This window comes from Streptomyces sp. NBC_00887 (genome assembly GCF_045207585.1).
In genome coordinates this window covers 3639527-3652453 of sequence record NZ_CP108788.1, presented here as the reverse complement: position 1 = coordinate 3652453, position 12927 = coordinate 3639527, and the positions used below count along the sequence as shown (strand labels likewise).

At 71.6% G+C, this 12927-nt stretch carries 9 protein-coding genes and 1 pseudogene; 8 read left to right on the top strand and 2 right to left on the bottom strand.

Features of this window, described 5'->3' with window-relative positions:
- Nucleotides 1-9 precede the first annotated feature (9 nt).
- The 6 genes and pseudogenes from OG844_RS16665 (at nucleotide 10) to OG844_RS16640 (ending at nucleotide 8955) form a co-directional block, all read left to right on the top strand.
- Nucleotides 10-1074 carry an ABC transporter substrate-binding protein gene (locus OG844_RS16665; RefSeq protein WP_406391079.1) on the top strand — a complete coding sequence of 355 codons (1065 nt, stop codon included), beginning with the start codon at nucleotides 10-12 and terminating at the stop codon, nucleotides 1072-1074.
- Nucleotides 1071-1943 carry an ABC transporter permease gene (locus OG844_RS16660; protein ID WP_406391076.1) on the top strand — a complete coding sequence of 291 codons (873 nt, stop codon included), beginning with the start codon at nucleotides 1071-1073 and terminating at the stop codon, nucleotides 1941-1943. Before OG844_RS16665 ends, OG844_RS16660 begins: the two co-directional genes overlap by 4 nt.
- On the top strand, nucleotides 1919-2686 hold the full coding sequence (locus OG844_RS16655) for an ABC transporter ATP-binding protein (RefSeq protein WP_406391075.1): 768 nt from the start codon (nucleotides 1919-1921) through the stop codon (nucleotides 2684-2686). Before OG844_RS16660 ends, OG844_RS16655 begins: the two co-directional genes overlap by 25 nt.
- A 20-nt stretch (nucleotides 2687-2706) precedes the next feature.
- A complete protein-coding gene (locus OG844_RS16650; RefSeq protein WP_406391073.1) occupies nucleotides 2707-4083 on the top strand; it encodes an LLM class flavin-dependent oxidoreductase in 1377 nt (458 codons plus the stop codon).
- Nucleotides 4080-7912, top strand: a pseudogene (locus OG844_RS16645) (ABC transporter ATP-binding protein). The gene OG844_RS16650 and the pseudogene OG844_RS16645 overlap by 4 nt, the downstream one beginning before the upstream one ends.
- Nucleotides 7909-8955: an aldo/keto reductase gene (locus tag OG844_RS16640; protein ID WP_406391071.1), complete on the top strand. Its 1047-nt coding sequence runs from the start codon at nucleotides 7909-7911 to the stop codon at nucleotides 8953-8955. The pseudogene OG844_RS16645 and the gene OG844_RS16640 overlap by 4 nt, the downstream one beginning before the upstream one ends.
- Here OG844_RS16640 and OG844_RS16635 read toward each other — a convergent pair.
- Nucleotides 8892-9329, bottom strand: a complete 438-nt coding sequence (locus tag OG844_RS16635; RefSeq protein ID WP_406391069.1) for a VOC family protein — start codon at nucleotides 9327-9329, stop codon at nucleotides 8892-8894. The genes OG844_RS16640 and OG844_RS16635 overlap by 64 nt on opposite strands.
- Nucleotides 9330-9418: 89 nt before the next feature.
- Between OG844_RS16635 and OG844_RS16630 the strand changes: the two genes are divergently transcribed.
- The gene (locus tag OG844_RS16630; RefSeq protein ID WP_406391068.1) at nucleotides 9419-10912 is read left to right on the top strand and encodes an MFS transporter; all 1494 of its coding nucleotides are present in this window, start codon (nucleotides 9419-9421) and stop codon (nucleotides 10910-10912) included.
- Nucleotides 10909-11937 carry a glutathione S-transferase family protein gene (locus OG844_RS16625; RefSeq protein ID WP_406391066.1) on the top strand — a complete coding sequence of 343 codons (1029 nt, stop codon included), beginning with the start codon at nucleotides 10909-10911 and terminating at the stop codon, nucleotides 11935-11937. Before OG844_RS16630 ends, OG844_RS16625 begins: the two co-directional genes overlap by 4 nt.
- A 7-nt stretch (nucleotides 11938-11944) precedes the next feature.
- Here OG844_RS16625 and OG844_RS16620 read toward each other — a convergent pair whose 3' ends face one another.
- Complete coding sequence (locus tag OG844_RS16620; protein ID WP_406391064.1) at nucleotides 11945-12823, bottom strand: DMT family transporter; 879 nt, start codon at nucleotides 12821-12823, stop codon at nucleotides 11945-11947.
- Nucleotides 12824-12927 lie beyond the last annotated feature (104 nt).

Sequence of the window (12927 nt, the reverse complement as noted above, 5' to 3'; positions counted from 1 at the left end):
GAATTCACCATGACACGCAAAGACACACAGCGGATCCTTGCCCGCCGATCCTTCCTCGCACTGGGGGTCGGAACCGTTCTGAGCCTTGCCGCCTGCTCTCCGCAGACCAAAGCCGTGGCCGGTGCGGAACCGGCCGGCGCCCTGCCCACCGGAGATCCGCCGGCCGGCACGGAACTGACCGTCGCGGTCCGTACGGCCCGACTCCAACTGGAGCCGGCCGGGCTCGCAAAAGAGCTGAACTTCACCGTTACGGAATGGCCGAATCTCTCCGCGGGCCCTGACATCATCCAGGGATTCCGCGCGAAATCGATCGACCTGGCCACCAATGCGGGGATCCCGCCGATCCAGGCGCACGCCATCGGTGTCGGAGCGAAAATCGTCGGGGTACAGGTCCGTAAGAAGCCGACGTACGTCTTCGCCACGGCACCCGGATCGTCCATCAGGAACGTGGAGGACTTCCGGGGCAAGAAGATCGGGTTCTCCCAGGGGCAGGCACAGGGCGTAGTGGTCCTGCGCGCACTGAAGGCGGCGGGTCTGAGCAACAGCGACGTCGAGCTCGTCGCCCTGCCCAGCACCCAGTTCCTGACCGCTCTGCAGTCCAAGCAGGTGGACGTGGCCCCGCTGGGCGAGCCGACCATCACCAAGTACCTCAGCCAGTACGCCAAGGACGGCGCCCGCGGGGTGAAGACGGAGGTCGTGGACCTGCTGACCGTGCTCTGGGCGCCGAACGAGGTCCTCAACGACCCGGCGAAGGCGGCGGCGGTGCGCAGCTTCATACCGCTGTGGGCGCGGGGCCAGGTGTGGGCGTGGGAGAACGGCGACGAGTGGATCGACACGTACTACGTGAAGGACCAGGGCGTCACCAAGGAGGACGGCAAGCGCATCGTCGCCTCCCTCAACAAGCCGCACTTCCCCGCCAACTGGGACGAGGCCATCGCCTGGGAGCAGGAGACCGCCGACCTGCTGGCCGAGGGCGGCTTCGTACCCGAGCAGAAGGCGTCCGAGCTGTTCGACCGCCGCTTCGAAGGGCTGGCGGCCGCGGCCGTGGCCGCCGAGTACCGGGAGGGGTCATGACCGATCTGCTGTCCAAGGCACGCGAGGCCCGGCCGGAGGCCGTGGAGGCTCCACGGGCCGCCACGGAGGCCGCGCCCGCATCCCGCGGCACCCGGCGGCGGCTCGGCCCCGGCCGGTCCCTGCCCTTCGGGCGGCTGATCGGGCCCGTGCTGCTCGTCGCCGCATGGTGGGCGGCGTCCGCATCCGGCTATCTCGACCCCCGCATCCTGTCCTCGCCCGGGACCGTGCTCGCCACCGCGGGCGATCTGGTCTCCACCGGCCGGCTCCAGGACAACGTCCTGATCTCGCTCCAGCGTGCCGGACTCGGCCTGTTCTTCGGGGTGTCGGCCGGCGTGGTCCTGGCCGTGGCGGCCGGACTGAGCCGCAGCGGTGAGTACCTGCTGGACGGCCCGCTCCAGATCAAGCGGGCGATCCCGTCCCTGGCCATGCTCCCGCTGCTGATCCTCTGGCTGGGCATCGGCGAGCAGATGAAGGTCACCGTGATCGCGCTCGGCGTCGCGGTGAACATGTACATCAACACGTACGCCTCGCTGACCGGCATCGACAGCAAGTACGTGGAACTCGCCGAGGGACTCGACCTGGGCCGCTGGCAGTTCATCCGCAAGGTCGTCGCCCCGGGCTCGCTCCCCGGCTTCTTCGTCGGCCTGCGCCTCGGAGTCACCTCGTCCTGGCTCGGCCTCATCGTGGTCGAGCAGATCAACGCCACCAGCGGCATCGGCTACATGATGTTCCAGGCCCAGCAGTACGCCCAGTCCGACGTGATCATCGTGGGGCTGGTGGCCTACGGGATCTTCGGCTTCGCCTCCGACGCGGCGGTACGCGCAGTCGAAAGGAGGGTCCTGTCATGGCGACGCACACTGGCGGGCTGACGGAGGTCCTGCCCCGCACCGAGGGCGAGCGGCCCGCGGTACGCACGACGGGGCTGGTACGCAGGTTCGGCGACCGGGTCGTCCTGAAGGACCTCGACCTGACCGTGGCACCGGGGGAGTTCACCGCGCTCCTCGGGCGCAGCGGCTCCGGCAAGTCCACCCTGCTCCGGGCCGTGGCCCGCCTCGACCACACGGTCGAGGGCTCCGGTGAACTCCTCGTACCCGAGCGGGTGTCCCTCTCCTTCCAGGACTCCCGCCTGCTGCCCTGGCTGCGTGTGCTCGACAACGTCATCCTCGGTCTGCGCGGCCCGAAGGCCCGTGAGCGGGGCCTGACCGCGCTGGCCGAGGTCGGTCTCGAAGGCCGCGACCGCTCCTGGCCCCACGAGCTGTCGGGCGGCGAACAGCAGCGCGCAGCCCTGGCCCGGGCCCTGGTCCGCGACCCCGAACTCCTGCTGGCGGACGAGCCGTTCGGAGCCCTGGACGCGCTGACGCGGATCAAGATGCACGGTCTGCTGCGCGAACTGTACGAACGCCACCGCCCCGCGGTCCTCCTGGTGACCCATGACGTCGACGAGGCCGTCGAACTGGCCGAGCGCGTGCTGGTACTCGAGGACGGCCGGATCTCGGTGGACCTCAGGATCGACCTGCCGTCCCCGCGCTCCCGTCGCGACCCGCGCTTCCAGGAGTACCGCGACACGCTGCTCGGCGCCCTCGGTGTGGCGCAGCCCCAGCTCACGATCTGAATTCCCGAGGAGAAGACACCATGCCGCGCAAGCAGCTCCATCTGAACGCCTTCCTGATGTCCACCGGCCACCACGAGGCGTCCTGGCGGCTCCCCGAGAGCGCCGCCGAGGCCAACTCCGACCTCGAGCACTACAAGAACCTCGCCCGCATCGCCGAACGCGGCCGCCTGGACTCCCTGTTCCTCGCCGACAGCCCCGTCCTGATGGGCGACCCCGGCCGCCGCCCCGCAGCCAAGCTGGAACCCACCGTCCTGCTCACCGCACTCGCCGGGGCGACCGAGCACATCGGCCTCATCGCCACCGCCTCCACCAGCTACAACGAGCCGTACAACCTGGCCCGCCGGTTCGCCTCGCTCGACCACGTCTCCGGTGGCCGGGCGGGCTGGAACATCGTCACCACCGCAGGGGCCGACGCGGCCCGCAACTTCGGTCTGGACGACACCCCGCTGCACCGCGACCGCTACCGGCGCGCAGGCGAGTTCGTCGAGGTGTCGACCAAGCTCTGGGACAGCTGGGCGGACGACGCCGTCGTCGCCGACAAGGAGAGCGGCGTCCACGCGCTGGCCGAGCGGGTCCGCGCCATCGGCCACACCGGCGAGTTCTTCCGGGTCGACGGTCCGCTCAACGTCCAGCGCCCCCCGCAGGGCTACCCGTTGCTCGTCCAGGCGGGGTCCAGTGAGGACGGCAAGGACTTCGCGGCCCGCTACGCGGAGGCGGTGTTCACCGCGCAGCAGACGCTCGAGGAGGGCATCGCCTTCTACAAGGACGTCAAGCAGCGCGCCGAAGCCCTCGGCCGCAACCCGGACGGCATCAAGATCCTGCCCGGCATCGTCCCCGTCATCGGGGACACCGAGGCCGAGGCCCTGGAGCTGGACGCCGAGCTCGACCGGCTCATCGTCCCCGAGTACGCCAAGCGCCAGCTGGCGCAGAAGCTGAAGCTCGACCCCTCCGAGCTCCACCTCGACAGGGAGCTCCCCGAGTCCATCCCCACCGAGGACGAGATCGAGGGGGCCAAGAGCCGCTACACGCTCATCGTGGAGCTCGCCAGACGAGAGAAGCTGACGGTGCGTCAGCTCATCGGCCGGCTCGGCGGCGGGCGCGGCCACCGCACCTTCGCCGGAACGGCCGAGCAGGTCGCCGAGACCATCGAGCACTGGTACGACAGCGGGGCTGCCGACGGGTTCAACATCATGCCCGCCGTGCTCCCCTCCGGTCTTGAGGTCTTCGTGGACCGGGTCGTCCCCATCCTCCAGGAGCGGGGCCTGTTCCGCACCGAGTACACCGGCCGCACCCTGCGCGAGCACTACGGTCTGCCGCGCCCCGCCAACCGGCTTTTCGACACCGTCGACACCTCCGAGGGCCACACCGGCATCGGCCTCGCGGCGGCGGCCCGGTGACCGACTGTCCGCCACCGCAGACCGGCACGTCCGCGCCGCAGACCGAAACGTCTCCGCAGCCGGGCACGTCCCCGCAGCATCCGCCCGGCTGGGCCCGGCGGCTGCTGGGGTACTGCCTGCGCCACCGCACCGACCTGCTCCTCGCGTTCGGAGCGGCCCTGGTCGCGGCCGTCGCCACCGCCACCCTGCCCCTCGTCCTGCGTCACGTCGTGGACGGGGTGGCAGGGGGCACCACCGGATCGCTCCTCCCCTGGACCGTCCTGCTCGCCGGCCTCGGCGCGATCCGCTTCGCGGCGAGCTTCACCCGGCGCTACCGCTCCGGACGGCTCTCCCTCGGCGTCCAGTACGACCTGCGCAACGACGCCTTCGCCGCACTGCTGCGGCTCGGCGGCGCCCAGCAGGACGACCTGCGCACCGGGCAGGTCGTCAGCCGCTCCATCTCCGACATCACCCTGATCCAGACGCTCCTGCAGTTCCTGCCCAACCTCACGGGCAACGTCCTGATGTTCCTCTGCTCCGTGATCTTCATGGCGGTGCTCTCGCCGCTGCTGACCGTGGTCGCCCTGGTCGTCGGACCGCTGCTCTACCTCATCGCCCTGCGCAGCCGCCGCGACCTGTTCCCCGCCAACTGGCACGCCCAGCAGGAGGCCGCCGAAGTCGCCTCCTCCGTGGAGGCCACCGTCACCGGCGTCCGCGTGGTCAAGGGCTTCGGCCAGGAGACACGGGAACTGAACGGCCTCGAGGAGCGCGCCCGCACCCTGTTCGCCTCCCGCCTGCGGGTCGTCCGCTTCACCAGCCGCTACAACCCCGCCCTCCAGGCGGTGCCCGCACTCGGACAGGTCGCCGTGCTCGCCCTCGGCGGCTGGATGGCCCTGGACGGCCGGATCTCGCTGGGCACCTTCCTCGCCTTCACCACCTATCTCGGCTCCTTCGTCACCCCCGTACGCCAGGTGGCGACGCTGCTCACCGTCTGGCAGCAGGCACGAGCCGGAGCCGAACGCGTCCTGGAGGTCGTCGACGAGGCACCGGTGATCACCGACGCCCCCGGCGCCCGGGACCTCCCCGACCGGCCACCGGCCCTCTCCTGGCAGGACGTCACCTTCGGCTACGGGGACGGCGCCCCGCTGCTGGACGGCTTCACCCTTCACGTGGAACCTGGTGAGACCCTCGCCCTGATCGGCTCCGCGGGCTCCGGCAAGTCCACCGCGGCCGCCCTGCTGCCCCGGTTCTACGACGTGCCGTCCGGATCCGTACGGGTGGGCGGCACCGACGTCACCGAACTGACCCTGGCCTCGCTGCGCTCCCGTATCGGTTTCGTCTTCGAGGACAGCCTGCTGCTCTCGGACACCGTGCGCGCCAACATCGCTTACGGCGTTCCGGACGCCACCGACGAGCAGATCCGCCGGGCCGCCCGGACCGCCCGCGCCGACGAGTTCATCGAGCGGCTGCCCCACGGCTACGACACCGTCGTGGGCGAACAGGGACTCACCCTCTCCGGCGGCCAGCGCCAGCGCCTCGCACTGGCCCGCGCCCTGGTCGGCGACCCCGCCGTACTCGTACTCGACGACGCCACCTCCGCCATCGACGCCCGGGTCGAGGCCGAGATCCACGCGGGCCTCCACGAGGCCACCCGCCGCCGCACCACCCTGATCGTCGCGCACCGCAGATCGGGATCACGGACACCGGCACCCTGGACGAACTCCGCTCGCGTTCGGCCCTGTTCCGTACGCTGCTGTCGACAGCCGAGAGCCCGCAGGCTTCGGAGCAGGCGGCCGACGCACCTGCGGGCCCCGCGGCCGACGGGGTCACCGCGCACCTGTGGCACCGTGCCGAAAGCGCCGACACCGCCACCGAGGAAGGCACCGCGGTCCGGGCCGCCCAGGCCCTCGCCGAAGCGGCGGCCACCTCAGGACCCGGCCGGGGCGGGCCCGGCGGCGGAGTGCTCGGCTCCGCCCCGCCGAGCGCCGAACTGATCGCGGGCCTCGCCAGACTGCCGCTGCCCGCGGCCGATCCCAAGGTGCCCACCGCACAGGCGGTCGCCGCCGACCCCGACTTCCACCTGGGCACCCTGCTGCGGCCCTTCCGGGTGCCGCTGCTGCTGGGGCTGCTCCTCGTCGCCCTGGACGCCGCCGCACAGATCGCGGTACCCGTCCTCGTGCGGCACGGAGTGGACCACGGCGTGGCACGCCAGGCCGGAGGAGTCCTGCTCGCCGCCGCCGCGGCGGCCGCGCTCGTCGTGGCCGTGAACTGGCTGATCGGAGTCGCGCAGGTCCGCACGACGGGGCGCACCGGGGAACGCCTCCTCTACACCCTTCGTGTGAAGACCTTCGCGCAGCTCCAGCGCCTCGGCCTCGACTACTACGAGCGGGAGCTCGGCGGCCGGATCATGACCAGGATGACCACCGACGTGGACGCCCTGTCGAACTTCCTGCAGACCGGGCTGATCACCGCCGTCGTCAGTCTGCTGACCATCCTCGGCGTCCTCGTCGCGCTCCTCGTCATCGACGCGGGCCTGGCCGTCGTCCTGCTCGTCGCGCTGCCCGTACTGATCGGCGCGACCGCACTGTTCCGCCACCACTCCGTACCCGCCTACCGGGAGGCCAGGGAGCGCATCAGCGCCGTCAACGCCTGCCTCCAGGAGAACGTCACCGCCATCCGCGTCACCCAGGCCTTCGGGCGCGAACAGCGCAACGCACGCGACTTCGCCGAACTGGCCTGGTCCTTCCGCACTTCGAGACTGCGCGCCCAGCGCTACATGGGCACCTTCTTCCCCTTCGTCGAATTCCTCGGCACCCTCTCCACCGCGGCCGTCCTCGTGATCGGTGCGGGACAGGTCAGGGCGGGTGAGCTGAGCGCGGGAACCCTCATCGCGTTCCTGCTCTACGTCGAACTGTTCTTCTCACCGATCCAGCAGCTCTCCCAGGTGTTCGACGGCTACCAGCAGGCCGTCATCGGCCTCGGCAGGCTGCGCAGCCTGATGCGGACCCCGGCCGGCACCCCGCCCGCCGAGAGCCCCCGGCCCGTCCGGCAACTGCGCGGGGACGTCGAGTTCGACGGGGTCTCCTTCGGATACGCGGGCGGCGGCGGCCAGGAGGTGCTGCACGGGCTCTCCCTGCGCATCGCCCCCGGCGAGAGCGTCGCCCTGGTCGGCGCCACCGGCGCCGGGAAGTCGACGGTCGTCAAGCTCCTCGCCCGGTTCTACGACCCGACGGCCGGCACGGTCCGGGTCGACGGCCAGGACCTGCGTGAACTCGATCTCCCCGGCTTCCGCCGCAGGCTCGGCATCGTCCCGCAGGAGGCACACCTCTTCAGCGGCACCGTCCGCGACGCCATCGCCTACGGGCGCCCCGACGCCACCGACGCCGAGGTGGAGGCGGCGGCCCGTACGGTCGGCGCGCACGAGATGGTCGCAGGGCTACGGCTCGGATACCTCCAGCCGGTCGGGGAGCGGGGCCGGGGCCTGTCCGCCGGGCAGCGCCAACTCCTCGCGCTGGCACGCGCCGAACTCGTCGACCCCGACATCCTGCTGCTCGACGAGGCCACCGCCTCGCTGGACCTGGCGACCGAGCGCCGTGTCGTGGCGGCGACGGAGGCACTGGCCAGGCGGCGGACCACCGTGGTCGTCGCCCACCGGCTGACGACCGCCGCACGGGCCGACCGGGTCGTCGTCATCGACGCCGGAACCGTCGTCGAGTCGGGCACGCACACCGAACTGCTCGCCGCGCGCGGCGCCTACCACCGCCTCTGGGAAGCCTTCCGGCAGACCGGGAACCCCGCACCGGCGGACCACCTCACCACCGACGAACTCGTCAAGGAGAACGCAGGATGACCGAATACCGCACCCTCGGACGCACAGGCGTCAAGGTAAGCCCGCTGGCCCTGGGCACCATGATGTTCGGCGCCCGTGGAAACACGGACCACGACGACAGCGTCCGGATCATCCACCACGCCCTGGACTCGGGCATCAACTTCGTCGACACCGCCGACGTGTACTCCGCCGGTGAGTCCGAAACCATCGTGGGCAAGGCACTGGCCGGCGGGCGGCGCGACAACGTGGTGCTCGCCACGAAGTTCCACGGCAGCCTCGGCGAGGACCCCAACGAGCGTGGCAACAGCCGCCGTTGGATCATCCGCGAGGTCGAGAACAGCCTGCGCAGGCTCGGCACCGACTGGATCGACCTCTACCAGGTGCACCGCCCCGAACCGGACACGGACTTCGACGAGACCCTCGGCGCCCTCTCCGACCTGGTGCACCAGGGCAAGATCCGCTACATCGGCACCTCCACCTTCGAGCCCTCCGCGATCGTCGAGGGCCAGTGGCTCGCCGAGCGCCGGGGCCGCGAACGCGTGGTCGCCGAACAGCCCCCCTACTCCGTGCTCGCCCGCGGCATCGAGCGAGAGGTACTGCCCGTCGTCCAGCGGTACGGACTCGGGGTCCTGTCCTGGAGCCCGCTGGCCGGCGGCTGGCTCTCCGGCCGCTACCGCACGGGCGCCGCGCAGCCCGCCTCCAGCCGCGCCGAACGCCAGGCAGCCCGCTTCGACATCACCGCGCCGGAGAACGCCGCCAAGCTGGCCGCCACCGAAGCCCTGGCCGAGCTCGCCGAAGAGGCCGGACTCACCCTCGTACAGCTCGCCCTGGCCTTCGTCCTGGAGCACCCGGCCGTCACCTCGGCCATCATCGGGCCGCGCACCTTCGAGCAGTTGGACAGCCAGCTGGGTGCGGACAAGGTCAGGCTCGGCCGGGACGTCCTCGACCGGATCGACGAGATCGTCCCGCCCGGCACCAACCTGTCCGTCCGCGACTCCGGTTACACCCCGTCCGTGCTCACCGAGTCCTCGCTGCGACGCCGTTCGGGGCTGAAGGAGGGGTAGACGGCCAGGGAGAACGAGTGCCCGGCCGGATCCGTGTAGACGCGGACATCGCGTGGACCGCTGTTGCTGTCCTTCGTGTCCACCGGCCGGGCGCCCAGGCCTATCGCCTCGCGCTCGGCCTCGTCCATGTCCCCCTGGTCGACCAGGATGCGCAGATGCGCCTGCTGGGAGTCCTCGGGGCGGGGCCAGCTGGGGGGCGCGTAGCCGTGGTCGCGGCGGACGGCCAGGTGCACACCCGGGTTGCCGACGACCTCGACGAAGTCCGGATCGCTCCCCACCCGCATCTCGGCGCCCAGCAGATCCGCGTAGAACCCGGCGAGCTCCATGGGCTCGGCACAGTCCAGGACCAGAACACTCGTTTTCCCGACAGTCATGTCCCCCGGGTACCCCCGGTAGGGCGGAACACGCCGGACCCCGCCGACGGGTCCGCCGGAATCAGGAGCCGCGGCCTAGGGTTCGGACCATGGCAGAGAGCGTGGCGCACCGGGACCCTGGCTCTCCTCCCGGACCTTCCGACCCCCGTCGCTGGCGCGCCCTCGCCGTCTGCCTGGTGGCGGGCTTCATGACGCTCCTCGACGTGTCCATCGTCAATGTGGCGCTGCCGTCCATCAAGGAAGGCCTCCACACCCCGGAGTCCGACCTCCAGTGGGTCCTGTCCGGCTACGCGCTCGCGTTCGGGCTCGTCCTCATCCCCGGCGGACGGCTGGGAGACGCCCGGGGCCGGCGCACGATGTTCATGTGGGGCCTCACCCTGTTCACCCTGGCCTCCGCCGCCTGCGGGGCCGCCCAGTCCAGCGTCTGGCTCGTCGTCGCCCGGCTGCTCCAGGGCGCGGCGGGCGGGCTCCTCTCGCCCCAGATCTCCGCCCTGATCCAGCAGATGTTCTCGGGACGCGAGCGGGGCCGGGCCTTCGGTATGTTCGGCACCGTCGTCGGCATCTCCACCGCCGTCGGCCCGCTCCTGGGAGGGCTGCTGATCCAGGGTGCGGGGGCGCAGGAGGGCTGGCGCTGGATCTTCTACGTCAACCTGCCGATCGGAGCCGTCTGCCTCCTGCTGGCCCACCGGCTCCTCCCGGACACCCCGTCCGCGGGACGGGTCGGGCCGCGCGATCTGGACCCGGTCGGGGTGCTGCTGCTCGGCGCGGGGGTGCTGGCCCTGCTGCTGCCGTTCGTCCAGGCCCAGCAGTGGCCGGGCAACGGGAAATGGCTGCTCGTCGTGGTCGCCCTGGTCCTGCTGACCGCCTTCGTCGGCTGGGAGTCCCGCTGCGCGAAGAAGGGCGTCCAGCCCGTGGTGGACCTCGCGCTCTTCCGGCTCCGGTCCTTCTGGCTGGGCTGTCTGATGGTCCTGCTGTACTTCGCGGGCTTCACCTCCATCTTCTTCATCAACACGCTGTACCTGCAGTCGGGCCTGGACTACAGCGCCCTGGAGGCAGGTCTCGCGATCACCCCGTTCGCACTGGGCGCGGGTGGTGCGGCGACCATCGGCGGCCGGCTCGTCGGCCGGTTCGGACGGCCCTTGATCGTCGTCGGACTGATCATGGTGGCCGTCGGGCTCGGTCTCACCGCGCTGGCCGCGCACCTGGTGCCGGGCAGGGGCGCCGGACTGGCGATGGCGGCTCCGCTGCTGCTCGCCGGACTGGGCAGCGGACTCGTCATCGCCCCCAACCAGACCCTGACCCTCTCCCAGGTGCCGGTGCAGAACGCGGGCAGTGCCGGGGGCACCCTCCAGACCAGCCAGCGGGTCGGATCGGCCATCGGGATCGCCGCGGTGGGCTCGGTCTTCTTCGCCCAGCTGGGTCCCGACGGCTGGGCGGATGCGTACGACAGCGGGCTCGTCGTCTCCATCGTGTTCGTCCTGGCCGCGCTCGTCGTGGCCCTGGCCGATGTCGGAGCGGGCCGCCGGGGAAGAAGACGGCAGGAGACATCCGAAACACCCGACGCGCAGAGAGGAACACGATGAGCGGCGAGGAAGCAGAGCCTGACGGGAACACCTCGTACGGCCACAAGCCCTTCAAGCGGTCGCGCAGCCACTTCGCCGACCGCATCACCGCCGACGGCCGCGACGGCTGGCCCGTCGAGGCGGGCCGCTACCGGCTGGTCGTCAGCAGGGCCTGCCCCTGGGCGAGCCGCGCCCTCGTCTCACGGCGGCTCCTCGGACTGGAGAGCGCCCTCTCGCTGGCCGTCGCCGACCCCGTCCAGGACGACCGCAGCTGGCGCTTCACCCTGGACGAGGGCGGCCGCGACCCGGTGCTCGGCATCCGCTACCTCAGCGAGGCGTACGACGCGCGGGAGGAGGGTTACCCCGGCGGGGTCAGTGTCCCCGCGATCGTCGACGTACCGAGCGGCAGGCTCGTCACCAACGACTACCAGCGGATCACGCTGGACCTGGCCACCGAATGGACGGCGCTGCACCGCCCCGGCGCCCCCGACCTCTACCCGGAGCGGCTGCGGGAGGAGATCGACGAGGTGATGGAGGGCATCTACCGCGACGTCAACAACGGTGTCTACCGGGCCGGATTCGCCGACGCCCAGAGCACGTACGAGGCCGCTTGCCTCGATGTCTTCCGCCGCCTGGACGACGTCTCGGAGCGGCTCGCCGGGCGCCGCTACCTCGTCGGCGACACCCTCACCGAGGCGGACATCCGGCTCTTCACCACCCTGGTGCGGTTCGACGCCGTCTACCACGGCCACTTCAAGTGCAACCGCTCGAAGCTGGCCGAGGACCCCGTCCTGTGGGCGTACGTCCGCGACCTCTACCAGACCCCGGGCTTCGGCGACACGGTCGACTTCGACCACATCAAGCAGCACTACTACCGCGTGCACACGGGCATCAACCCGACCGGCATCGTGCCGCTGGGCCCCGACCTGTCCGGCTGGCTGACCCCGCACCACCGGGAGCAGCTGGGCGGCCGCCCGTTCGGCGACGGCACCCCGCCGGGCCCGGTGCCGCCCGGCGAGGGCGTACCGGCCCGCGGGCGCCCCTGAGCCGCCCTCACTCCACCGGCGGCGCGGAGGCGGCGTCCCCCGCGTTCGCCGCGGCCAGCGGGGAACGGGCCAGCACCACACAGCCCACGGCGATCAGCGCCACACCGGCCAGCTGCGGCATCAGCCACCAGCCGGTGCGCAGGACCTCCCCGAACAGCGTCACCCCGTACGTGATGCTGATCAGCGCGTCGCCGAGCGTCAGCATCGGCTGTACGGCCGCCAGACTGCCGGCGTGCAGCGCGTTCTGGAGGAGGAACAGCGCCCCCACTCCGGCCGCAGCCGTGGCGTACAGCTGCCAGGCCGTCAGCAGGGCGGTCACACCCCCTTCGTCCAGCTGCGCCATGGCGTCCTTCATCAGGGCCGCCGTCAGCGCGTACCCGCATGCCGCTGCCAGACCCAGCAGCGCGGCCCTCGCGTTGCCGCCGGTACCGAGCGCGGCGGTGATCAGCGCGGCCTCGAAGAGGCCGGTGACCACCAGGGCGGGGATCCAGTCCTCGCCCGGCACACTGTCATGGCCGCCGACCGGCGCGGCTGCGGCCATGCCGACGGCCAGCCCCAGCGTCACGGCGGCCACCCCGTACCAGACGGTCCGCGACACCCGGACCCGCAAGACGACCCCGGCGAGCAGCAGCGTCGCGGGCAGCTCGATCACGAAGATCGGCTGGACCACGGCGATCGGCCCGGTGGCCAGCGCGACCGCCTGGCAGACGGCGGCGACGATCACCAGGGCGATCCCGCACAGCCACACCTTCTGACGCAGCAGATGCCCCATCAGCGACAGGCGCATGGCCTCGTCGGCGGGCACGTTGAGGGCGGCGCGACGCTGGAGCACGGACGCGGCACCGTTGCTGAGCGCTGTCAGAACGGCGAAGAGGACACTGATCACGGGCACCATCATGGGGGCGGGCGGCCCCCGGTCCGTGGTGCCGCCGCCCGGCACGTGTGTCGGCTTCGAGCGCCGGTGTGCACCCTGCCGCGTAGCGTGCGGTC